Raw genomic sequence first — 22,685 nt, 5'->3', positions numbered from 1 at the left:
TCGAATATTACCTTCGCCCGAACAGCTTCTCGACATCCGACAGCTTCAGCTCGACATAGGTCGGGCGGCCGTGATTGCACTGGCCGGAGTTCGGGGTGTCCTCCATCTCGCGGAGCAGGGCGTTCATCTCCTCCGGCCGCAGCCTTCGGCCGGCGCGCACCGAGCCGTGGCAGGCCATGGTGGCGGCGACGTGCATCAGGCGGCGCTCCAGAGGCAGCGCCTCGTCCCACTCGGCCATGTGCTCGGAAAGATCGCGCAAGAGCCCGCCTGCATTGGTCTTGCCGAGCAGCGACGGCGTCTCGCGCACCGCGACTGCGCCGGGGCCGAAGGATTCGACCGCGAGGCCAAATGACGCCAGCTCCTCGCTGCGCTCGAGCAGGCGCTCCACCGTGGCCTCGTCCATCTCGACGATCTCGGGGATCAGCAGGATCTGCCGCTGCACGCCGTTCTCCGCCAGCGAGGCTTTCAGCCGCTCGTAGACGATGCGTTCATGCGCGGCGTGCTGGTCGACGATGATTAAGCCATCGCGGGTCTGCGAGACGATATAGGTCTCGTGGATCTGGGTGCGCGCAGCGCCGAGCGGGCGGTCGACCAGGTCACTGACCGGCTGGGATTCGATCCGCACGTCCGCGCTGGGTGCGCCGACGTCGAACGCCGCTTGCGCCCGTTCGGTAAATGCCGGCACGGCGGAGCCGTCGAATGACGGCATCGGCGCGACCGGGGCGGATGGCGACGCCCGCCAGTCCCAGCTTGCCGGGCGCGGCGTGAATGCGGGGCGGAACGACGACAGCGCGCTCTCGCCGCTGTTAGCCGCCGTACGCCGGCCCTCCCGTGCAAGCCCTTCCTTCAATCCGTGCACGATCAGCGCGCGGACGAGGCCGGCGTTGCGAAACCGCACCTCGGTCTTGGCCGGATGCACGTTGGCGTCGACCTCGCGCGGATCGAGCGTGACGAACAGCGCCAGCACCGGATGGCGGTCGCGCGGCAGATAGTCGGCATAGGCCCCGCGCACTGCCCCTAGGATCAGCTTGTCGCGCACCGGGCGGCCGTTGACGAAGAGATATTGCCCGAGCGCGTTGGCTTTGGTCAGCGCCGGCGCTGCGGCATAGCCGGCGACGACCACGCCCTCGCGCTCGGCATGGACCTCGATGGCATAGCTGCGGAACTCTGCCCCCAGAATGTCGCCGAGACGCGTCAGGCGACCGGCGACGCCGGGCAGCGCCGCAGCCCAGGTCACCGGCGCGCGCTCTTCGCCCGCGAGCGTGAAGGCGATTTCGGGCCGCGCCATCGCGAGGCGCCGCACCACCTCACGGATCGCTTCCGCCTCGGTCCGGTCGGTCTTCAAGAACTTCAGCCGCGCCGGCGTCGCGTAGAAGAGGTCGTTGACCTCGACCCGCGTGCCATGCGCGAGCGCGGCCGGCATGATCTCGGATTTCTCGCCGCCCTCGACATTGAGCGCCCAGGCGTGCGGCTCGCCGGCGTGCCGCGTGGTGATGGCGAGCCGCGCCACAGAGCCGATCGAGGGCAGCGCCTCGCCGCGGAATCCGAGCGTGCGGATCTGCAGCAAGTCCTCGTCGTCGAGCTTGGAGGTGGCGTGACGCTCGACCGCCAGTGACAGGTCCTTGGCGGTCATGCCGCCGCCGTCGTCGGTGATGCCGATCCGCCGGCGCCCGCCGCCATCGGTAAAGACGTCGATCCGGCTCGCGCCGGCATCGATCGCGTTCTCGACCAGTTCCTTGACCACGCTAGCGGGACGTTCGACCACCTCGCCGGCGGCGATGCGGTTGACGACCTGTTCGGGTAATTGGCGGACGGGCATGAGTTCGATTTCAGATTCGGGACGCTATTCTAGGCCGTGTTGCGTCAAAAGCATGTGTTGGGCAACAGGAACGTGGCGGGCTGGGGAAAAGGGCTGTCTATCGCATTGATGGGATTGGACGTTCGAGAAAATCGCGCAACCGGGATGGATCGATCTCCGGCTGCCGTCCCGATTGTGGGGTACCGGGCTGCGGTGTAGCATCGCGAAAAAACGGCAACAGGACGGGAGGACGCCATGTGCCATCTCTTCGCGCATCAGCCCCAACGCGACTATGAATCCCAGACCCGCTCCTTACGGATCGGTGGGCATTGCACCTCGATCCGTCTGGAAATGGCGTTCTGGGACACGCTGGAGGAGATCGCGGCCAAGGAGAACATGAGCGTCGGCAAATTCCTGACGACGCTCTACAACGAGGTGCTCGACCATCACGGCGAGGTCAACAATTTTGCCTCGTTGCTGCGCTGCTCCTGCCTGATCTATCGCTCCCGGAGCTTGGCGCCGGTACGGGATTTCAAGGTCGCCGTCGCACCCATTCTTGATGCGGCTGAATAGCCCCTCCGTCATTGCGAGGAGCTCTTGCGACGAAGCAATCCAGGCCGTCACCGCGGTGGGATTCTGGATTGCTTCGCGTCGCTCGCAATGGCGGGAAGGGAACGGTGTGCTCCATTCCGAGCCGATGGACGTCGGACGTCAGATCTCTTTCTTCTGCATCGCGCCGGCAATGTAATCCGCCTGCCGGATCGCCAGCGAAACGATGGTCAGAGTCGGATTGCAGGCTGCGCCGCTGGTGAATTGGCTGCCGTCGGAGACGAACAGGTTCTTGACGTCGTGGCTTTGCCCGAACTTGTTGACCACGCCATCCCTGGGCTTCTCGCTCATCCGGTTGGTACCGAGATTGTGCGTGCTGGGATAGGGCGGTGTCGGATAACTCACGGTGGCTCCGACGGCATCGTAGACCGCAGCGCCCTGCTTGTGCGCGTGCGCGCGCATCGCGAGATCGTTGGGATGATCGTCGAAGTGCACGCTTGCGACCGGCTGGCCGAACTTGTCCTTCACGGTCGGATCGAGCGTGATGCGGTTGGTCTCCTGCGCCATGTCCTCGCCGACCAGCCACATGCCGGCCATCCTGGGATAACCGTCGAGCGCTGCGGTGAACGGACGTCCCCAGGCGCCGGGGTTGAGGAACGCCGCCATGAAGGGCAGGCCGATCGACAGTGTCTCCATCTCGTAGCCGCCGACGAAGCCGCGCTTCGGATTATTTGCGGCCTCGTCGCGGATGATGCCGGCCATGGTGGTGCCGCGATACATGTGCACCGATTTCTCGAAGACGGCGTAGACGCTGCCGGTCATGTGGCGCATGTAGTTGCGGCCGACCTGGCCCGATGAGTTGCCGAGGCCGTCGGGAAACATCGTGGATGCGCTGTTCAACAGCAGCCGCGGGCTTTCGATCGAATTGCCGGCCACCGCAACGATGCGGGCCTTCTGGCGCTGCATCGCGCCCGTCTCGTCGGCGTACACCACGCCGGTGACCTTGCCGCCGGCGTCATGCTCGATCTTGACCGCCATGCTCGCGGGACGGACCTCGAGATTGCCGGTCGCCTCGCCTTTGGGTATCTCGGTGTAAAGCGTCGACCATTTCGCGCCGGACTTGCAGCCTTGGAAGCAGAAGCCGATCTGCTGACAGGCGCCGCGGCCGTCGCGTGGCTGGCTGTTGATCGCCATGTTGCCGGTATGCACGGTCTTGTAGCCGAGCTTCTTTGCGCCGGCCTCCATCACCTTGAAGTTATTGTTGCCGGGAAGTCCGGGAATGCCATTGGTGCGAGTTACGCCCATCTTGTTCTCGGCCTTGGCATACCACGGCTCCATCTCGGCAAGGGTGACCGGCCAGTCCAGCAGGTTGGCGCCGGGAAGGTTGCCGTAGGTGCTCTTCACCTTGAACTCGTGCTCGTCGAACCGCAGCGATGCGCCGGCCCAATGTGTGGTCGAGCCGCCGACCGCCTTGACGATCCAGGCGGGAAGACCCGAGAAGTCTTTTGCGACGCGCCATGTTCCGGATGTGGTGCGCGCATCGGTCCAGGCGAGCTGAGAGAAGCTCTCCCACTCGTCGTTGACGAAGTCCTGATTTTCGATGCGGGGGCCAGCTTCGAGGATGACCACCTTGACGCCCTTCTGCGCAAGCTCGTTGCCCAGCGTGCCGCCGCCGGCACCGGAGCCGACGATCACCACAACGCCGGAGTCGTTCAGATCGAATTTTGCCATATGCGTTCTCCTGAACCTTTGGGTGGGCCTCAAGCCTTCGGCAGCCAGTCGATATCGGCGAAGCCGCGATTGATGTAGCCGCCGTGCTCGGCGGAGGAGCCCTCGTAGCCGAACCGCGGCCAGACCTCCTTCTGGTTGTAGAGAGAGACGATGAGGTCGCCGCGCACCTTCTGGAAGAAGTCGCTCTGCTCGATCTCCTTCAACAGCACCACGCGATCGGCTTCCCAGGGCACTTCAGCGTAAGCCACCTTGTGACGATCACGCGCATTCTGATCGAGCCGTGTGATGCCGTCGCTGATCAGCGACTTGACGGACGCGTCCTTCGCCGCCTTGCCGTCCCACGGCTTGATCGCGGTGATGTAATAGCTGTCGCCGAGGACGTCGTGCGGATAGATATCGCGCGCGACCTTCAGCAGCGTCTTCATCGTCGCGGGCGAAAGCGCGCTTGTCTCGTCAGCCCATGCGCCCTCGATGCTGACGGCGACGCTGGTCGCGACTGCTGCGACCGGCACGGCGGTCGCGGCGCCCTTGAGAAAGACGCGGCGGCTGTGCTTGCTTCGACGATCGACTTCCCTCATGGCATTCTTCCTTCGATTTTTGTGATTTGAATTTTGTGGTCGATCAGTTGAAACGTCCGCCGCGCTGGATCACCTCGATCTTGTAGCCGTCGGGGTCGCCGACGAAGAAGAAGCGCGCCAGCGTTTTGCCGTGGTGCTTGAAGTCGCGCAGCGGACCCGGTGCGAGCTTCTCGCGCTCGAAGCGGGCATGTTCGGCATCGAGATCCTCGACCACCACGGCGAGATGTCCGTAGCCGTCGCCGAGCGCATATGGCTCCTTGCGATCGAAATTGACCGTCAGCTCCAACTCGAAGGGTGAGGAGGGGTGACGCAGATAGATCAGGGCAAAGTCTGCGAACTTCAGACGCTCGGTGACTTCCAGGCTAAAGGCCCGTCTGTAGAAGTCGAGTGAGCGCGCCTCGTCGAGTGCGCGGATCATGGAATGGACCGGCTTTGCCATTCAGTTCTGCTCCTTAAGAAAGGCGATGATGGCGGCGCGCGTCTCCGGCTTCGCCTGCCGGTACACCATGACCACGCCGGGAATCACGGCTTGCGGATTGGTCAGCCATGCGTCGAGCTTCGTCTCGTCCCAGGCGAAGGCTGCTTTTGCGAGGGGCTCTGAATAGTGAAAGCCTTCGAGCTTGCCGGCGGGCCGCCCGACGATCCCGACCAGCGGCGGACCCTGCCGCACCGGTTCTGACAGGTTCGTGGTGTGGCACACCGCGCATTGCTGCTTGAACAGTGTTGCGCCATCCGGAGGCTTTGCAGCCGGCAAGGGCATCTGCGCCTCGGCCACCCGCACCACCAGCACCATCGCGGTGCACAATCCCAGCACGATCGCGCGCATCGTCAAAAGTCCGCCCGTCCACGTCAATTCCGCGTGCGCAAACTCTAGGCGCGGCAAAACATGCGGTGGTAGTAGCGGGCTGTTTCGCTGCGTGCGGAGGTGCACGCGGGTGCGTTGTTCCGCGTTGCCGTATATGCGGAGGACAATTCCGCGAAACCGCCGTCAAATCCCTAAACGATCACCACACGAGACAGGTTGCATTGCGGTCGCGCCGTTCGAGCTCGTAACGCGATGGATTGGTTCGGCTCAGGCGGACGGCGCATCAAGCCGCCGAACCGATCATCGCGAAAATCCAGGAGAAATGGATGAAGTTGGTGAAGACCTCCGCAATCGCATGCGCCGTCTCGGCCCTCATTGTGACACCTGTTCTCGCGCAAGGTACGTCGTCTGGCGCCAAGCCTAGCGGCACCGTGCAAAGCAAACCCATGCAAGGTAGCACGATGGGCAGCGGCGACGAGGAGATGAACGCCCAGCCGGGCACGGCGGGCGAGACGACGGGCATGAAGCCGACGAAGGGCACCAGGGGCACGGTTGGCACCACGGGCAGTGCTGCACACAAAGGGACCGCCGACGATTCCGCGCCGGGCGGTGCAGCCACGGGCAAGCGCTACTAGCCAATGGAGTAAGACGGCAGAACTCCGGTCGCCCTGCGGCCGGAGTTCTTTTGCAATCTCTGCTAGTCGTCGAAACCGCGCCCGCGCTTCGACTTGATGTCGCTGCGGTGTTTCTTGCCCTCGAGCCGGCGCTGCTTGGAGCCAAAGGTCGGCTTTGTCGCGCGCCGGGGCTTCGGCCGGATCATGGCTTCTCCGAGCATCTCCGTAAGGCGGTCGATGGCGTCCTGGCGGTTGCGCTCCTGGGTGCGGAAGCGTTGGGCCTGGATCACGATGACGCCGTCCTTGGTCATGCGCTGCCCTGCGAGCCGGGCGAGGCGCAGCGCGGCATCCTCCGGAAGCGTCAGCTTGCGGGTGTCGAAGCGCAATTGCGCCGAGGTCGCCACCTTGTTGACGTTCTGCCCGCCCGGGCCGGAGGCGCGGACGAAGCCGATCTCGATGTCGTCCTCGTCGATGACGAGATCGCGGGATATCCGCAGCATGGTGGCACCATTCGTGATGCCCGGACATATCCCGGACGCCCAAGTTCGGCAATGGCGCCCCGAAATGCAAATGGCCGGGCGAGCCCGGCCATTTCAGGAAGCGTATGGAAGACGTCAGTTCGACTTCGTCACCGGTGCGGCTGCGGGTTGCGCCGCGGCCTGCGGAGCGCGGCCGACGACGACGGTCAGCAGGCCCTGGCCCCAGAGGCGCTTTGCGGCCGCCTTGGCGTCGTCCATGGTGACCGCATCCACGACGGCGTTGCGCTTCTCGATATAGTCGATCGGCAGCTTGTCCTGCTGATATTGCAGCAGCGCCTGCGCGAGCTTCGAGGAGGTGTCGAGCGCCAGCATCTGCGAGCCCTTGAGGTAGGACTTGGCCTCGTCGAGCTCCTTCTGCGTCGGGCCTTCCTCGGCGATCCGGCGCACTTCCTTGTCGATGGCGTCGATGGTGTCACCGGCACGGTCGGCGCGGGTGCCGGTATTGCCGATGAAGACCGCCGAATGCTCCATCCAGAGCAGCGATTCGAACACCGAATAGGCCAGCCCGCGCTTCTCGCGCACCTCGCGATAGAGCCGCGAGGACAACCCGCCGCCGCCGAGGATGTGGTTGACAACATAGGCCGCCATGAAGTTCGGATCGCTGCGCTTCACTCCGGGGCCGCCGAAGGTGATCACGGTCTGGGGCACGTCGAGCGTCACGAAAGCGCGTTGCGGCGGCTTGGCGGCCTCGACGTCGGGGACCGGCACGAGATTGGCCTTGGCGGGCAGGCTGCCAAACGTGTGGTCGAGCAGCTTGCCGAGCGTATCGGCATCCACGTCGCCAACCACTGCAATCTTCAGCGTGTCCTTGGCGAGCACGCGGCCGACATAATCCTTCATGTCGGCGACCGTGATGGCCGGAACGCTGTCGAGGTTGCCGTTGGACTGCCTACCGTAGGGATGATCGCCGAAGGCGACCTCCAGGAATTTGCGGCTCGCCAGCGAGGTCGGGTTGGTGGTCTCGCGACGCAGGCCCGAGATCACCTGCGAACGGATGCGCTCGACATCGGCGGTTTCGAAATGCGGCGAGGTCAGCGCGCTCCGCAGCAGGTCGAAGGCTTCGTCCTTGTTGTCGCGCAGCATGCGCAGGCTGCCGCGGAAGGTGTCGCGGGTGGCGCTGAAGGAGAGCTCGATGGCGCGGCGGTCGAGCCGCTCATGGAAAGTCTTGGAATCGAGATCGCCGGAGCCTTCGTCGAGGAGATCGCCGACCAGATTGGCGACGCCCGACTTGTCCTTGGGGTCCTGGGCCGAGCCGCCGGCAAAGGAATATTCCATGGCGATCAGCGGCACAGTCGCATCCTGTACGAACCAGGCCTCGATGCCGCCCGGCGAGGTCAAATGCTGGATCTTTGCTGCCGCCTGCGACGGCGAGACGGTAGCAAGCGCGAGTGCCGCGCCGGTGACGAGGGAGAATGAGACACGTCGAAGGAAGGGATAGGTCACGAACGCTTCTCCTCGCGCTTGGCGGCGCCGGTGTCCTTGATCAGATAGCCCGTCACCGAGCGCTTCTTCTCGAGCCATTTCTGCGCGACGGTGCGGACCTGCTCGGCGGTAACGGCGCGGATGCGATCTGGCCAGCTCCGGATGTCCTCGATCGACAGGCCTGTGGTCAATGCGCCGCCATACCAGCGCGCCAGCACCGCCTGGTTGTCCTGGGCGTAGATCGCCTCGGCGATGAGCTGGGTCTTGACCCGCTCGAGATCCTCGGCGCGGATCGGGTTCTGCGCGATGTCGGCGATGACGCCGTCGACCACCTGCTCGACCTCGGCGAAGCTGACGCCGGATTTGGGCGAAGCCGAGATCGCGAACTGGGTCGGGTCGAGCGAGATGCTCGAATAGCTGGCACTGGCGGAGACCGCGAGCGGCTTGTCGACCACGAGCGCGCGGTAGAGATAGGAATTGCTGCCGCTGCCCATCAGTTGCGCCAGCACGTCGAGGGCCGCGCTTTCGCCGGCCGCGGCCGTGGTCGCCGAGGGCACCAGGTAATAGCGTCGCAGGCCGGGTTGCTCGACGCGCGGATCGGCCAGGGTCACGGTGCGCGGCGCCGCGGGCTCCGGCTCCTGCGGGCGGACGCGGCGTGCCGGGATCGCGGGTTGAGCCGGGATGGAGCCGAAATTACGCTCGACCAGCGGGCGGATGTCGGCGGGCTCGACATCGCCGGCGATCACCAGGATCGCGTTGTTCGGCGCGTAGAAGCGGCGGTAGAAGGCGAGCGCATCCTCGCGATCGAGCTTCTCGATCTCCTGGTGCCAGCCGATCACCGGCCGGCCATAGGGATGGTTGAGATAGAGCGCGGCCATGATCTGCTCGTTCAGCCGTGCGTCCGGATTGTTGGCGACGCGCATGTTGTATTCTTCGAGCACGACGTCGCGCTCGGGCAACACGTTCTCGTCCTTGAGGATCAGGCCGGTCATGCGGTCGGCCTCGAACTCCATCATGGTCGGCAACTGCTCGCGCGGCACGCGCTGGTAGTAGTTGGTGTAGTCGACCGAGGTCGAGGCGTTCTCGTTGCCGCCGACGCGGAGCACGGTCTGGGAGAATTCGCCGACCGGATGCTTCGATGTGCCCTTGAACATCAGGTGCTCGAGGAAGTGCGCGAGCCCGGACTTGCCCGGCGTCTCATCTGCCGAGCCGACCTTGTACCAGATCATTTCCGTGACGACGGGCGTGCGGTGGTCCGGAATCACCACGACCTGCATTCCGTTTCCGAGCGTGAAGCTGGCGGGTGGAGCCGATGTCACCGTGGTCTGCGCAAGCGATGCGCCGGCCGTGAGGACACACGTCGAAAGCAGCGCGGCAAGGAGGCGGGCAGCCGATCGGTAAGAGGACATCATGATCCTTATGAAAGGCCGAGCCCGGATGTCCGGCTCGGAGGCACGGCATGGTACACCGTGCGGCAAACGCTTCGCGTCACGAAGCAGAGAACTCAACTCGGGCGCAAGTTACTGATAAGCAATCAAAGACCGCGTCCGGCGCGCACGAGCCGCCGGTGCGGGACCGCGTCTGTCGGGATGTCGCAAAGGGACAGGAGGCTATTGTTCCTTGTCCTTGCCGGACATGATGTCGAAATAGGTCCGCCGTGTCTTGTCCTCTCCGGCGCCATAGGCGTAGCTCGGCGACGGCGTCTGGTAGCCCGGCGGCGGCTCGACCAGCGACTGGCGCGGCGGCTCGGTCGTGAATTGCTTGGCCTCGCCTTTGTTGTTCGACATCATGCCCCACAGACCGCCGGTGAAACCGAGCTGGGCGGGGCTGAGCGACGGATTGCCGTTGGTGCCCGGCTGAATAGGATCATTGCTGGTGCGCTCGGGTGCGGCTGTCCTGCCGACCTCCATCTCGGCGGGCGACAACGCCCGGCCTGCCTGCCAGCTCTCGGTGGCCTTGACGGCCTTCTTCCGCTGCGCGATGGCCTCCTTGCGGCGTCTCTCGTCAGGGTCCTTCGGCCAGTTCGGTGCGTTCTTGGCTTCAACGCCGGCGGGCGGCGGCAGGTCGAGCTTGGGCGGCACCACCAGCGGCGACCGCTCGCGGTATTCGATACCCTTCTTCTCCATGCTCTTGGCGCCGATGCCCGACATCAGATTGTCGATGAGCTTCTCTTCGAAGGTCATGTCGTCGTCGTCCTCGCCGTCGTCACCGGCGCGGGCGGCGCCAGCCGACATGACGAGACCGATGCCGAGCGCGACAGCGGACAATTTCAACGCCCGCCAGAACCCCTGCCGGGGGTCTTCAACCATCGAACCGCTGGTCTTCGAGCTGCGCATCACTGTACCTGTTCCAAAATGTGGCAGTTTGCCGCTCTCGCGCGGCATAATCCCTCGCAACAGCAAGGTTCCGCCTGCCGGTCCGTATCGGCCGGGATCAGGGCGCTTTTGCGGCGGGTACCCCCAGGAAGGAATCATACAATAGCGCCGCCACGCCAGCAACGATGGCCACGTCCGCGAGGTTGAACACGTACCAATTATAGGTATTTCCGCCAATATTGATGTGAAACAGGGCGAAATCGACCACCGCGCCATAGGCGAGGCGGTCGATGCCGTTGCCGATGGCGCCGCCAATGATCAGGCCGAGCGCGATGGTTGCCAGCAGGGTGTGGGAGCGAGCCATCCAGATCGCCAGCGCAACCACCGCGAGGACCTTCACAGCCATCAGCGCCATTTGCGCAGCCTGACCGTCGTTCTGGAGCCAGCCGAAGCTGATGCCGATGTTCCAGGCCAGCACCAGGTCGAAGAACGGGGTCACGCTCACCGCGCCGCGACGGGCGAGGTCGAACACGTTCAGCAGCCAGAGCTTTGAGGCCTGGTCGGCCACGAGCGTGACCAGGGCCGCGAGGATGCCGGCGCGGAGCGGGGTCATGGGCAGTCGGCCACAACACGCTCCGTCGTCGTCCTGGCGAAAGCCAGGACCCATACGCCGAGGCGGTCGTTGTTTGAAAGACTTGTGGTCATCAGCCTTCGTCGCAATTGGCGGCGGTGATAATGGGTCCTGGCTTTCGCCAGGACGACGGTGAGACCTAGATGCTGACCCCCAGCGCCTTCCATTCGCGCAGCGCCTGGGCATCTCGCGGGGTGACGTCGGGGTATTCGGGGTCTTCACCCACCGTCGGCGAAATCTTCCAGGAACGGGCGCATTTGGTGCCGACAGCCTTCTCCACCACGACGGCGACGCCGGGCACGGTATCGAGTCGGAACGCAGACGCCGGCGCCTCGCCCTCGCGCACCTCGTAGTTCGAGGTGATGCAGATCTCGGCGAGGTCGGTGTCGAAGAGCGTCGCCAGCATGTCGCGGTCGGCGACATAGATCACCGGCGAGGCCTCCAGCGACGAGCCGATGTTCTTGGCGGCGCGTTCGAGCTCAAGCGCCCCAGTGACGACACGGCGGACGTTGCGGATCGCTTCCCACTTCGCGGCGAGCTTGTCGTCGCGCAAGCTTTCGAGGTCGTCGGGAAACTGCGTCAGGTGCACCGAGGGCTCGGCGTCAGGCCTGTACATGCGCCAGGCCTCCTCCGCGGTGAAGCTGAGGATCGGCGCCAGCCATTTCAGGATCGAGCTGCACAACAGGTCGATCGTGGTCAGCGCCGCCTTGCGCGTCGGCGAGGACGGCGGATCGCAATACAGCGTGTCCTTGCGGATGTCGAAATAGAACGCGGAGAGCTCACTGTTCAGGAAGGCGGACAAGGTCGCGACCACGGTCTTGTAGTCGAACTCCTGATAGGCCTTGCGGACGACGGCAGCACGGACCGCGAGCTCGTGCAGCATCAGCCGTTCGAGCTCAGGCATGTCGGCGGGCGCGACTGCGTCGGCCGGCTTGTAGTGATCCAGCGTTCCCAGCATCCAGCGCACGGTGTTGCGCAGTTTGCGATAGGTCTCGATGGTGTTCTTCAGGATCTCCGGGCCGATGCGTTGGTCGTCGGCATAGTCGGTGGCGCAGACCCACAGGCGCAGGATATCCGCGCCCGAATCCTTGATCACCTTCTGAGGCTCAACGGTGTTGCCGATCGACTTCGACATCTTGCGGCCGTTCTCGTCGAGCGTGAAGCCGTGGGTGAGCACGATGTCATATGGCGCGCGGCCGCGCGTGCCGGCGCTTTCCAGCAACGAGGAATGAAACCAGCCGCGATGCTGGTCGCTGCCTTCCAGGTACATCACGGTGTCGTCGCCGCCATCGACCTTGCGGACGATGTTGCCGAGCTGCGGGAAGTTCTGGCGATCCTCGAGCACGAAAGCATGTGTGGAGCCGGAATCGAACCAGACGTCGCAGATGTCGTCGATCTTCTTCCAGTCTTCCTTCGCGCGCGATCCAAGGAAGCGCTCGCGGGCCCCTTCCATGTACCAGGCGTCAGCGCCTTCCTCCATGAAGGCCTCGGCGATGCGCTGATTGACGATCTCGTCCTGCAGGATCTCGGCCGAGCCGTCGCTCTTCTCGCGCACGAACACGGCGATCGGAACGCCCCAGGCGCGCTGGCGCGAGATCACCCAGTCCGGACGATTGGCGATCATGCCGTTGATGCGGTTCTCGCCCGACGGCGGCACCCATTGCGTGACCGAGATCGCCTGCAGCGCGCGGGCCCGCAGCGTATCGCCCTTCCTGGCGTGGCCATTCTCGCTGACATCCTTGTCCATCGCGATGAACCATTGCGGCGTATTGCGGAAGATCACCGGCTTCTTCGAGCGCCATGAATGCGGATATTGGTGCTTGAGGCGGCCGCGCGCGAGCAGCTTGCCGGCCTCGATCAACGCCTTGATCACGGCCTCGTTGGCATCGCCCTTCTCGCCCTTGTCGTTGAGCACGCGCTTGCCGGTGAAGCCGGGGGCCTGCGCGGTATAGGCGCCGTTCTCGTCGACAGTGTAGGGGATCGCGGTCGAGATACCGCGCTCATCGAGCTCGCGGGTGTTGGCCATCCAGACGTCGAAATCCTCGCGGCCGTGGCTCGGCGCAGTGTGCACGAAGCCGGTGCCGGTATCGTCGGTGACATGCTCGCCGGCGAGCAGCGGCACGATAAACGTGTAACCGCCATCGAGGCCGCGCAAGGGATGGGCACACTCCACGGCGTCCAGCGTGTCGCCGGGAATGTCGCGCACCTTCTCATAGGCCGTGACGCGCGCCTGCTTGAAGACCTCTGCGGCAAGCGCATCAGCCAGGATCAGGAGATCGCCGGTCTTCGCCCAATTGTCCGCGGCCGCATCCGTGACCTTGTAGAGGCCGTAGGCGATCTTCGGCGAGAACGAGATCGCGCGGTTGCCGGGCAGTGTCCAGGGCGTGGTCGTCCAGATCACGACCGAAGCATTGGCGAGCGCACCATGTGCCGGGGACGTGACGGGAAACTTCACCCACACCATGTCGGAGGTGTAGTCCTCGTACTCGACCTCGGCCTCGGCGAGCGCGGTCTTCTCGACCACGCTCCACATCACCGGCTTGGAGCCGCGATACAGCGTGCCGTTGGCGGCGAACTTCATCAGCTCGCGGGCGATCTGCGCCTCCGCGGGATAGCTCATCGTCTGATAGGGATGATCCCAGTCGCCGATGATGCCGAGGCGCTTGAATTCCTCGCGCTGCACGTTGATCCAGTGTGTCGCATAGGCGCGACATTCCTTGCGGAACGCCACCATCGCGGCGGAGTCGCGGAAGTCGGGCTTCTGCTTGCCCTTGGAGCGGTAGTTCTCTTCCTCGATCTTCCATTCGATCGGCAGGCCGTGGCAGTCCCAGCCGGGCACATAGTTGGAGTCGAAGCCGAGCATCTGCTGGCTCTTGGTCACGACGTCCTTGAGGATCTTGTTCAGCGCGTGCCCGATATGGATGTTGCCATTGGCGTAGGGTGGGCCGTCATGCAGCACGAATTTGGCGCGGCCCTGGGCTTCCTGGCGCAGTCTGTCGTAGAGGCCGATGTCGTTCCAGTATTTCAGCAGCTCCGGCTCGCGCTGCGGCAGGCCGGCGCGCATCGGGAATTCGGTCTGCGGCAGGAACAGGGTTTTGGAATAGTCTTTGGCTTCGGATTTTTGAGATTTTTGTGGCTTGTCGGACATGAGGCTGACTGGCTCGGAAAGGCGCGGGAACGGATGGCGATGCGGAATCGCGGGTGAAACGACAACATCCCGGTCTTGCGCCGAGCCGAAAGCTCAGGCGGAAGCCGGGCCGCTAATCCCTATGATGCGCCGCGCAAACATGGGCTCTCCATAGCAGGGGGGCGGGGGAAGCGCAAAAGGTTCGGCGGGCCGGTTTTCGACCTCAATCGATGACGCCAAGCCTCGGAAACGCGTCCGGGGCGGCGGCGAGCATGGCGCGGGCGCAGGCGGAATCGTCGTCCATCTGGCGGATCAGGGCCTCCAAGCCGTCGAATTTCAGCTCCTCGCGGATGAAGCCGATAAAGGCGCAGTCGAGCGTCTGTCCGTAAAGATCGCCCTTGAAGTCGAACAGGAAGATTTCCAGCAGCGGCGCGCCATTATCAAACGTCGGGCGGCGACCGAAGCTTGCCACCCCGTCCAGCCGCTCCGCGCCGCGGCCGACCCGCACCGCATAGATGCCGTGCTTGAGGCCGCAATTGGCATCGAGACGGATGTTGGCGGTGGGATAACCGAGGTCGCGGCCGCGCTTCTCGCCGTGGATGACCTCGCCGGTGATGAACCAGGGCGCGCCGAGCATGGCCGTGGCCTCGTCGAGTTGGCCTTCGGCGAGCGCGATCCGGATCGCGCTGGACGAGACCGGCCGCTCGTCGATGTCGACATGCGGCTGCACGTCGACCTCGATGCCGAGCCGGGGCGCCTCGTTGACAAGGAGGCTCGGCGAGCCGACCCGACCCTTGCCGAAGTGGAAGTCGTAGCCGACTGCGATCCCGCCGATGCCCAGGCGCCCGATCAGGTCATGGTGAATGAAGTCTTGCGCGCTGGTCCCGGCGCGGGACTTGTCGAAGGTCATGACCACGGCGCCGTCAAGTCCGGTGCCGGCCAGAAGCCGCAGCTTGGCCCGCTCGTCGGTCAGGCGGAATTGCGGGGTGTTGGGGCTGAAAAACCGGCGCGGATGCGGCTCGAAGGTCAATGCCAGCGCCGGGCGGCCATGGATCCTGCCCATTTCGAGGGCTGCGGCGATCACGGCGCGATGGCCGAGATGAACGCCGTCGAAATTGCCCATAGCGACCACGGCACCCCTTGCGATGGCAGAGTCCGGCGTGGTGTCGCGGATAACGGTAAAATGCGGAGCCATCAGGGGAATTCTCGAACCGGCGGGACCGGCCGGGACCGTGGCGCGGCGGGCCGGATGAAGTCAAGCGGGAGGGAGCTCCCGCATCGAAAGCGATTTCAGTCCACCGGGGGCGTTCCCAGTTAACGCGCTGTTTAACGCCTTGGTGCTAGTCCTTGGGCGTGGAACCGCGGGGCTCCGGCCCGGCAGGTCCGATCGTAAATATTTCCTGGGTTTGCGTTGGGGGAGTCGAGATGGCGGTTGATTTGTCGATGTCGGTTCTGGTGGTTGACGACTACAGCACCATGATCCGTATCATCAGGAACCTCCTGAAGCAGCTTGGCTTCGAGAATATCGATGATGCAAGCGACGGTTCGGCAGCGCTGAACAAGATGCGCGGCAAGAAGTACGGGCTCGTGATTTCCGACTGGAACATGGAGCCGATGACGGGTTACGACCTGCTGCGCGAAGTGCGCGCAGATCCGAACCTCGCCACCACGCCCTTCATCATGATCACGGCCGAATCAAAGACCGAGAACGTGATCGCGGCCAAGAAGGCCGGCGTGAACAACTACATCGTCAAGCCGTTCAACGCGGCGACGCTGAAGACCAAGATCGAGGCGGTCTTCCCGGACATGGCAAGCGCGTAAGGCGCGATCGAAGCCATCGGTTGAATTCGGAAGGCCCGGGCGATTGTCCCGGGCTTTCTGCGTCGGGTTCGTCGTTCCGGAATCGATGCCCCATATCAAGCGGGAATGACGATCAACTCGCTACCACTTCAGTTCGCGCATCAGCGCCTTCGGCGGATGGCCGAACAATTCCAGCACCGAAGCCGGGTCGAGCTGGTCGAGACCCTCGAACTCCTCGGCATGGATGCCGCGGGTCACGAACAGGCAATCGATGCCGAACTCGCGCGCGCCGGTGAGGTCGGTCCGGACGGAATCGCCGATCGCGAGCACCTTTTTGCGGTCGATCTGGTGGCCCTGGCGTTCGCCGGCGAGCGCCATCGCGCGCTCGTAGATCGGCCGGTGCGGCTTGCCGTAGAAGATCACCTCGCCGCCGAGCTCGCGATAGAGCTCCGCGATCGCACCGGCGCAATAGATCAGGCGGTCGCCCTTTTCCACCACGATGTCGGGGTTGGCGCAGACCAGCGTCAGCTTGCGCTCGCGCGCCTTGAGCATCATGCCGCGATAGTCTTCTGCCGTCTCGGTCTCGTCGTCGTAGAGACCGGTGCAGACGATGTAATCCGCCTCCTCCAGCGGCGCGATCACCGCATCGAGGCCGCGGTAGATCGAGTTGTCGCGCTCCGGCCCGAGCCAGAACATCTTGCGGCCGGGATGGTCGGCGACATAGAGCCGCGTCAGGTCGCCTGAAGACACGATCGCATCATAGGTCTCGTCGGCGACGCCAAGCTTGCGCAATTGCCGCTGCACGGAGTCGGCCGGGCGCGGCGCGTTGGTGATCAGGATGACCGTACCGCCGCGGCTGCGATAGGTATGCAGCGCCTCGCAGGCTTCGGGGAAGGATTCGAGGCCGTTATGGACCACGCCCCAGATATCGCTGAGCACGACATCCACGCCCGCCACGAGTTCACGCAGGCTTTCAGCGAAATGCAGCGTGGTCATGATGCGTGCGGCCGATCAGATGCGGCGCGCGAGCGCGGCGTTGCCGGTGACGCGCTGTGGCGCAGACGCAGCCGACGTTGCGCTTGAGCTGGGTGTGCCGGAGCCATTGGATCCCTGAGTGTCCTGTGCCTGGTTCGGCGCGGCGGTAGCAGATGGCCCCTCCGGCCGCAATGGCCGGGGCGGCGCGAACAGGAACCCCTGGCCGAACCGCACGTCATAATCGAGCAGGTCGATCACGGCGCGCTCGCCCTCGATCCGCTCGGCGATCAGGTCAATGCCGAAGCGGCCGAGCAGGTCGGAAAGGTCGGAGGGGTGGATGTCCGAGGCCGAAGCCTGCCTGGGGTCGAGCAGCAGCGAAGCCGGCACCTTGATGAAGCGCACGCCGCGATCGGCGAGCTCGCGCGGTTCGATGCGCAAATCGGTGACATGGTCGATCGAGAAACGGAAGCCGCGCTGGGCGAGCGCGGCGAGATTTTCGGTCTCGGCCGGACCGAGATTGCGGAAGGTCGATTGCTTGAATTCCAGCACCAGCGACGGCGCCAGCGCCCGGTTGGCTTCGAGGAAATCGAGGTATTGCGCGAAGGTCGTGGAATTGCCGAGCGTGGAAGCCGCGACGTTGCAGAACACGCCGACCTCCTTGTTGCGTACCATCAGGCGCCGCAGCACCTGGACGCAGCGCAGCATCACCATGTTGTCGATGCGCCCGATCAGGCCGGAGGCCTCCGCGATGCTGATGAACTCCTCCGCCGCGACCAGCTGGTCACGCTCGTCGCGCAGGCGCGTCACCGCCTCGTAGAAGCGGACCTTGCGCTGCGGTAGCGACACCATCGGCTGGAGAAAGATGTCGATGCGGTTCTCGTCGATCGCGTTGCGGAGCGTCGCCAGCAATTGGGTCTGGTTGCGGCCGTTGGAGGTCTGAACCGGATTGGCGGTCTGGGTCTGGATCGCCGGTGCTGCCGGCCGCAACGGCGGCGGCGCGGGAACCGGGGGAGGAGCAGCCGGCCGCTCCTCCTCAAGCGTGGCCATCAGGTCGAGCGGCGCCTCCGGCTCCTGCCTTGCGACCGGCGCGGGGGCCGGCACCGGCGCGTTGCCGGCCATCAGATCCTCGTGGGCCGACACGGTGGTGGCGAGTTGCCTGACCAGTCCGCCGAGCTCGTTGATCTCGCCGACCACCGACTGGATGCGGTCGGAGTTGGCCGAATTGGAAGAGGCGATGCGTGCTTCGATCGTGGCGAGCCGGCGGCCGAACTCGGCGACCTGACGGGCGAGATCGGCGGTGCCGCGCGAAAGATCGGCGATCTGGTCGCCGACGTCGCTGCGGTCGCGCAGTCGCATCGACACTGCATTGTAGAGGATCAGGAAGGTCAGCGCCGTCAGCGCCACGATCGCGGATTCGGTTCCGCTGATGCCGGCGACCGCATAGAGCACGAGCCCAAGCGAGGCGGCGACCAGAACCATGCAGATGGCGATGAAGATCGTCGAAATACGAATCATGCCGCGCGTTACGCCTCAAGAGCTGACTGCCTGACCGGGAAAACACGGGTGGCGTCTCGATCCCGTCACGCCGCATGCTCCCCCAAGCGGCATGAGCTTAACATCATTGTTGATTCGAGGGGATAGCGGCCCGATCTCGGAGTCAGGATGGCGCCGCAGCGCCGACCGTGTCGGCTGAGACCGCCTCGCGGGTGCCAAGCGGCTTGGGCGCCCCGGCGGTCGTGTCGCGCAGGGTCTGCCGTTCGATCTCCGAATTCAGTTCGGCCCCGAACATGATGACGATGGCTGACATCCACATCCACATCATCAAGCCGATCGCAGCGCCGAGCGAGCCGTAGGTCGCATTGTAATTGGCGAATTCCGAGAGATACCAGGACAGCAGCGCCGAGCCGGCGATCCAGAGGATCGCCGCCGTTACCGCTCCAGGGCTCAGCCATTGCCAGCGCGGGGCGTCGCGGCTGGGCGCGAAGCGGTAGAGGATGGCGAGCGCCGCAAGGAGAATGACGAACAGCACCGGCCATCGCGCCAGCGCCACGATCAGCTTGCTTTCGGGCGCCATGCCGAGGTGGTTGAGCGCAAGCGGGAAGGCGACGACGGTGCCCACCATCAGCAGCAGGGCAACGATGCCGCCGACCGTGAAGGCCAGCGAAACCGTGTTCAGCCGGATGAAGCTGCGCTTTTCACGCTCCTCATAGGCGACGTTGAGGGCGTCGAAGATGGCTTTGACGCCGGCATTGGCGCTCCAGATCGCGAGCACGAGTCCAAACAGGAAAGTGACACCAAGGGTGGCGCCGCCGTTCGACACGACGCGCGCCACCTGGTCCTCGACGATCTGGAACGCGCCCTCGGGCAGCATCATCGCGAGCGAATGCAGGTTGGAACTGATCGTCGAGGGATCGGCGAACAGGCCATAGAATGAAACCAGAGCTGTGATGGCGGGAAAGATCGCGAGCAGCCCGAAAAAGACGACGCCGCCGGCGGTCGCGAGCAGGCGATCCTCGTCGATGCGCTGATAGGTGCGCCAGAGGATGTCCTTCCAGCCTGCCCACGGGATCGCGAACGGGCTTTTCGCACGGCGGCCGCGGCCGGGCTGCGAGGCTGCGCCCGTCGGGCTCGTTTCCGGCGAATTCGCCTCGCCGTTGCGGTGGTCTTGCGGAGGTCCCGGCCGGATCAGGCCAGAATCCTGGAAATACCGTTCCGCGGTGAGCACGAACACGGTCGTGGCTGCCACTAACAGCCAGCTGTCGAATTGCTCGGCGCGCCGCAGAGGCATTTTCAGGTATCCGCTCCGTGGCCGTGACGCCGCCGGCGCGCGGCCGTCAGCCCGACCAGCCCAACGGCCGCGAGCATCAGCCCGAGTTGCACGGGCCGGTTGGACCGAGCCGGCCACGTGCTGCCGCCATGTCCTCGGTCATGTCCCCGTTCGCCCGGCGCGAGCGGCGCGAGGGGAATTGTCGTCGCGACCTCTTTCACGGCCTGCTTCACCGTTCCGCGCGGGATGCGCGGGGTGGCGATCGCCACCCGTAGGCGGCTGGCAAGCGGCAAGATCGGCTTGGTCTTGCGCTTCATCTGAGCCATGGCCACGCCGGCGCAGGCGGCGGCCAGGACTAGGAGGACACCGCCGGCGGCGCCGAATCCCCAGAATTGCCCGTAATGGATCGCAACCCAGCGGTACAGGGCGATCAATCCGACAAAGAAGGCTGCGACGACGAACAAGCCCGCAACGGCGAGCAGTCCGGCCGCAGTCGCGTAAGACGTCATGCGCCCCGTGGCTTGATTGCTCCGGTCGCGGGCATAGGATTGGGCGGCGCGCTTGAGATGGTTGAGCTTGAGCGCGACGCCGGCGCGCAGCAATTCGCCCGATGGCGCAAGCATGCGGTGATCCTCCGAGTGCGAGAAAATTCGTCGGGGGATGAACGTGGCGGTATTTGACTTGTTCCGACGAGGTCTGCCCGTCGTGATCGATCAGCCGAGATCGGCTGCCGCGATCCAGAACACTTCGCCCTCGGAGTCCTCGGTGTCGAGCCAGAGCAGCGGTAGTTCAGGAAAGGCCTCGTCGACGAGCTCGCGGCCGCGGCCGATCTCGCAGATCAGCCCGCCATCCGGCGTCAGATGGCCGGGCGCGTCGCGCAGGATCCGGCGCACAACGTCGAGACCGTCGGCGCCGCCGTCAAAGGCGAGCTTCGGCTCGGCCCGGCACTCCGGCGGCAGCGCCGCCATGCCTTCGGCATCGACATAAGGCGGGTTGGTGATGATCAGGTCGTATTTGGCGTCACCGAGCGGGGTGAACAGGTCGCCGCGATGCAGGCTGATCCGGTCATCGAGCCCGTATTCGCCGACATTTCGTCTGGCGACGTCGATCGCGCCCTTGGAGATATCGACGGCGTCGATCGTGGCATTCGGAAAATGATGCGCCGCGAGGATCGCGAGGCATCCCGACCCAGTGCAGAGATCGAGTACGCGTTCGACCGCGCTGGGGTCGTCGATCAGCGAGCCGGCTTCGCCGTCGCCGCCGAAATGCGACTCCAGGAGCTCGCCGATGAAGGAGCGGGGAACGATGACGCGCTCATCGACATAGAACGGCAGGCCGCGCATGTAGATCTTGTTGACGAGATAGGCGGCCGGTTTGCGGGTGGTGACGCGCTGATGGACGAGATCGATGATGGTCCTGCCCTCGGCGGCCGTAACGCGCGCGTTGGCAAAAATCTCGAACTGCTCGGGATGCAGGTGCAGGGCTTCACAGACCAGGAAGGCCGCTTCCGCGACCGGATCGGGTGTGCCATGGGCAAAGGCGAGCTTGGCCTCATTGAAGCGGCTCACCGCATAGCGGACGAAATCGATCAGCGTGAGAAGCTCGCCGCGCCCCACTTTCGCGAGCTTTGGCGCGGCGCGGCCGCGCACGGTCTTTTTGGATGTCGTTGCCATCAGGATCGGGTCCAGCGTGCGGCGGCTTCATCGTCGCGGGCCTGGGCCTCGACCCAGCCGGTGCCGGTGGCGCTCTCTTCCTTCTTCCAGAACGGCGCGTTGGTCTTCAGATAATCCATCAGGAACTCGGCTGCCTGGAACGCTGCCTGGCGGTGCTGCGAGGCGGTCAGCACCAGCACGATGTTCTGGCCGGGCATGAAACGGCCGACGCGATGGATCACCGTGACGCCGTTGAGCGGCCAGCGCGAGGTGGCCTCGTCGGCATGGCGCCTGATCTCTTCCTCGGCCATACCCGGATAATGCTCGAGCGAGAGCGCGGCGATCTTGGCGCTGTCCTCGTCACCGCGGCAGATGCCGGAAAAGCTCACGACTGCACCGATGTCGGTGCGGTTCCCGGTCAGCACCGCGATCTCGCGCGCGATGTCGAAATCGTCTTGCTGGATACGAATGGTGACGCGACAGGTGGTGGCGGGCATGGTCTAGCCGCCGGTCATCGGCGGGAAGAACGCGATCTCGCGAGCGCCCGCGATCGCGGCGTCCGACTTGACGTGGGCATGGTCGATCGCGGTGCGGATCACCTTCGGCTTCTCGAACGCGTAGGCGTAGGCTTCGCCTTGGCCGGACAGCCAGGCGATCAGCTCTTCCACCGTGCGCACGGTCGCGGGCGGCTCGATGGTCTCCTCGGCCTTGCCGACGCGCTCGCGCACCCAGGCGAAGTACTTCACTTTCATCCCTCATCCTCCTTGATGAGGTGATGGATGCCGGCGCCGAAATAGTCGTAGCCGGTGTACATGGTGAGGATCGCCGAGGCCCAGAGCAGCGCCAGCCCGGTCATCGAGACCATGGGCACCACCTCATCGCCGGCGGGACCGGCCAGCAGGAAGCCGATGGCGATGAGCTGAACCGTCGTCTTCCACTTCGCAAGCTTGGTCACGGGCACGCTGACGCGCAGCGCGGCAAGATATTCGCGCAGGCCCGAGACCAGGATCTCGCGGCACAGGATCACGATGGCGGCCCACAGCGACCAGCCGTGAATGATGCCGTCGGCGGCCAGCATCAGCAGGCACGAGGCGACCAGAAGCTTGTCGGCGATCGGATCGAGCATGCGGCCGAACGCCGATTGCTGATTCCAGATCCGCGCGTAATAGCCGTCGAGGTAATCAGTGACCGCAGCCGCGATAAAGATGGCGACCGCAACCCATCGCAGCCACAGCGGACCGTCCATGATCGACTGTGCGTAGATGCACCCGACCACGACCGGGATCGCGGCGATCCGGCCGTAGGTCAGGATGTTCGGGAGGGACATCGCGCGGCTGGTGGTCCCTCGTGTCGTGGCGATGTTCATCCGTCCTACCAATACC

General features: G+C 64.8%; 23 protein-coding genes. 3 read left to right on the top strand and 20 right to left on the bottom strand.

Annotation, left to right across the window (positions count from 1 at the left end; all coding sequences use genetic code 11):
• Positions 1–7: 7 nt before the first annotated feature.
• Positions 8–1,819, bottom strand: a complete 1,812-nt coding sequence (mutL, locus tag IVA75_RS29215; protein WP_247284557.1) for a DNA mismatch repair endonuclease MutL — start codon at positions 1,817–1,819, stop codon at positions 8–10.
• Between the two features lie 234 nt (positions 1,820–2,053).
• On the opposite strand from mutL, the gene IVA75_RS29210 reads away from it, so the two are divergent.
• Positions 2,054–2,371 carry a ribbon-helix-helix domain-containing protein gene (locus IVA75_RS29210; RefSeq protein WP_027565409.1) on the top strand — a complete coding sequence of 106 codons (318 nt, stop codon included), beginning with the start codon at positions 2,054–2,056 and terminating at the stop codon, positions 2,369–2,371.
• 138 nt (positions 2,372–2,509) lie between these two features.
• Here IVA75_RS29210 and IVA75_RS29205 read toward each other — a convergent pair whose 3' ends face one another.
• Genes IVA75_RS29205 through IVA75_RS29190 form a run of 4 tightly spaced genes read right to left on the bottom strand, consistent with a single transcriptional unit; the run spans position 2,510 to position 5,482 of the window.
• Positions 2,510–4,078: a GMC family oxidoreductase gene (locus IVA75_RS29205; protein ID WP_247284555.1), complete on the bottom strand. Its 1,569-nt coding sequence runs from the start codon at positions 4,076–4,078 to the stop codon at positions 2,510–2,512.
• A 29-nt stretch (positions 4,079–4,107) separates the two neighbouring features.
• Complete coding sequence (locus IVA75_RS29200) at positions 4,108–4,656, bottom strand: gluconate 2-dehydrogenase subunit 3 family protein (RefSeq protein WP_247284553.1); 549 nt, start codon at positions 4,654–4,656, stop codon at positions 4,108–4,110.
• Between the two features lie 43 nt (positions 4,657–4,699).
• Positions 4,700–5,095 (bottom strand): VOC family protein, encoded by a 396-nt coding sequence (locus tag IVA75_RS29195; protein WP_247284551.1) that lies wholly within the window; start codon positions 5,093–5,095, stop codon positions 4,700–4,702.
• A complete protein-coding gene (locus tag IVA75_RS29190) occupies positions 5,096–5,482 on the bottom strand; it encodes a c-type cytochrome (protein WP_247284549.1) in 387 nt (128 codons plus the stop codon).
• A gap of 305 nt (positions 5,483–5,787) precedes the next feature.
• Between IVA75_RS29190 and IVA75_RS29185 the strand changes: the two genes are divergently transcribed.
• Positions 5,788–6,096 (top strand): hypothetical protein, encoded by a 309-nt coding sequence (locus tag IVA75_RS29185; RefSeq protein WP_247284547.1) that lies wholly within the window; start codon positions 5,788–5,790, stop codon positions 6,094–6,096.
• A gap of 62 nt (positions 6,097–6,158) precedes the next feature.
• On the opposite strand, the gene arfB is transcribed toward IVA75_RS29185, so the two are convergent.
• The 7 genes from arfB to IVA75_RS29150 all read right to left on the bottom strand — a co-directional run bounded on the left by arfB (position 6,159) and on the right by IVA75_RS29150 (position 15,304).
• Positions 6,159–6,575, bottom strand: coding sequence for an alternative ribosome rescue aminoacyl-tRNA hydrolase ArfB (gene arfB / locus IVA75_RS29180; RefSeq protein ID WP_018453479.1), 417 nt, complete (start codon positions 6,573–6,575; stop codon positions 6,159–6,161).
• A 114-nt stretch (positions 6,576–6,689) separates the two neighbouring features.
• Positions 6,690–8,057, bottom strand: a complete 1,368-nt coding sequence (locus IVA75_RS29175; protein ID WP_247284538.1) for a pitrilysin family protein — start codon at positions 8,055–8,057, stop codon at positions 6,690–6,692.
• Positions 8,054–9,448 (bottom strand): pitrilysin family protein, encoded by a 1,395-nt coding sequence (locus IVA75_RS29170; RefSeq protein WP_247284535.1) that lies wholly within the window; start codon positions 9,446–9,448, stop codon positions 8,054–8,056. Before IVA75_RS29170 ends, IVA75_RS29175 begins: the two co-directional genes overlap by 4 nt.
• 198 nt (positions 9,449–9,646) lie before the next feature.
• Positions 9,647–10,372 carry a hypothetical protein gene (locus IVA75_RS29165; protein ID WP_027565401.1) on the bottom strand — a complete coding sequence of 242 codons (726 nt, stop codon included), beginning with the start codon at positions 10,370–10,372 and terminating at the stop codon, positions 9,647–9,649.
• A 97-nt stretch (positions 10,373–10,469) separates the two neighbouring features.
• Entirely contained in the window at positions 10,470–10,964 is a 495-nt protein-coding gene (gene lspA / locus IVA75_RS29160; RefSeq protein ID WP_247284532.1) for a signal peptidase II, read from the bottom strand.
• Positions 10,965–11,121: 157 nt separating this feature from the next.
• Positions 11,122–14,130 (bottom strand): isoleucine--tRNA ligase, encoded by a 3,009-nt coding sequence (ileS, locus tag IVA75_RS29155; protein ID WP_247284529.1) that lies wholly within the window; start codon positions 14,128–14,130, stop codon positions 11,122–11,124.
• A 202-nt stretch (positions 14,131–14,332) separates the two neighbouring features.
• Positions 14,333–15,304, bottom strand: coding sequence for a bifunctional riboflavin kinase/FAD synthetase (locus IVA75_RS29150; protein ID WP_247284527.1), 972 nt, complete (start codon positions 15,302–15,304; stop codon positions 14,333–14,335).
• A 230-nt stretch (positions 15,305–15,534) separates the two neighbouring features.
• On the opposite strand from IVA75_RS29150, the gene IVA75_RS29145 reads away from it, so the two are divergent.
• Complete coding sequence (locus IVA75_RS29145) at positions 15,535–15,930, top strand: response regulator (RefSeq protein WP_007596883.1); 396 nt, start codon at positions 15,535–15,537, stop codon at positions 15,928–15,930.
• A 120-nt stretch (positions 15,931–16,050) separates the two neighbouring features.
• Here IVA75_RS29145 and IVA75_RS29140 read toward each other — a convergent pair whose 3' ends face one another.
• The 8 genes from IVA75_RS29140 to pgsA all read right to left on the bottom strand — a co-directional run bounded on the left by IVA75_RS29140 (position 16,051) and on the right by pgsA (position 22,669).
• Positions 16,051–16,905 (bottom strand): TIGR01459 family HAD-type hydrolase, encoded by an 855-nt coding sequence (locus IVA75_RS29140; RefSeq protein WP_027565397.1) that lies wholly within the window; start codon positions 16,903–16,905, stop codon positions 16,051–16,053.
• Positions 16,906–16,920: 15 nt separating this feature from the next.
• The gene (locus IVA75_RS29135) at positions 16,921–18,399 is read right to left on the bottom strand and encodes an EAL domain-containing protein (RefSeq protein WP_247284524.1); all 1,479 of its coding nucleotides are present in this window, start codon (positions 18,397–18,399) and stop codon (positions 16,921–16,923) included.
• Positions 18,400–18,541: 142 nt separating this feature from the next.
• Positions 18,542–19,672 (bottom strand): YihY/virulence factor BrkB family protein, encoded by a 1,131-nt coding sequence (locus tag IVA75_RS29130; RefSeq protein WP_247284520.1) that lies wholly within the window; start codon positions 19,670–19,672, stop codon positions 18,542–18,544.
• Between the two features lie 2 nt (positions 19,673–19,674).
• Positions 19,675–20,274, bottom strand: coding sequence for a phage holin family protein (locus IVA75_RS29125; RefSeq protein WP_247284502.1), 600 nt, complete (start codon positions 20,272–20,274; stop codon positions 19,675–19,677).
• Positions 20,275–20,364: 90 nt separating this feature from the next.
• Positions 20,365–21,324 carry a 50S ribosomal protein L3 N(5)-glutamine methyltransferase gene (prmB, locus tag IVA75_RS29120; RefSeq protein ID WP_247284490.1) on the bottom strand — a complete coding sequence of 320 codons (960 nt, stop codon included), beginning with the start codon at positions 21,322–21,324 and terminating at the stop codon, positions 20,365–20,367.
• Positions 21,324–21,800: a molybdenum cofactor biosynthesis protein MoaE gene (locus tag IVA75_RS29115; protein WP_247284477.1), complete on the bottom strand. Its 477-nt coding sequence runs from the start codon at positions 21,798–21,800 to the stop codon at positions 21,324–21,326. The genes prmB and IVA75_RS29115 overlap by 1 nt, the downstream gene beginning before the upstream one ends.
• 3 nt (positions 21,801–21,803) lie before the next feature.
• Positions 21,804–22,055 carry a molybdopterin converting factor subunit 1 gene (moaD, locus tag IVA75_RS29110; RefSeq protein WP_027565391.1) on the bottom strand — a complete coding sequence of 84 codons (252 nt, stop codon included), beginning with the start codon at positions 22,053–22,055 and terminating at the stop codon, positions 21,804–21,806.
• Complete coding sequence (gene pgsA, locus IVA75_RS29105; protein ID WP_027565390.1) at positions 22,052–22,669, bottom strand: CDP-diacylglycerol--glycerol-3-phosphate 3-phosphatidyltransferase; 618 nt, start codon at positions 22,667–22,669, stop codon at positions 22,052–22,054. The genes moaD and pgsA overlap by 4 nt, the downstream gene beginning before the upstream one ends.
• Positions 22,670–22,685 lie beyond the last annotated feature (16 nt).

Origin of the sequence: Bradyrhizobium sp. 134 (assembly GCF_023074155.1) — a bacterium.
Classification (GTDB): Bacteria; Pseudomonadota; Alphaproteobacteria; order Rhizobiales; family Xanthobacteraceae; genus Bradyrhizobium.
Note: the sequence above shows the minus strand (reverse complement) of the source record. Positions and strands in the feature narration are given on the sequence as shown.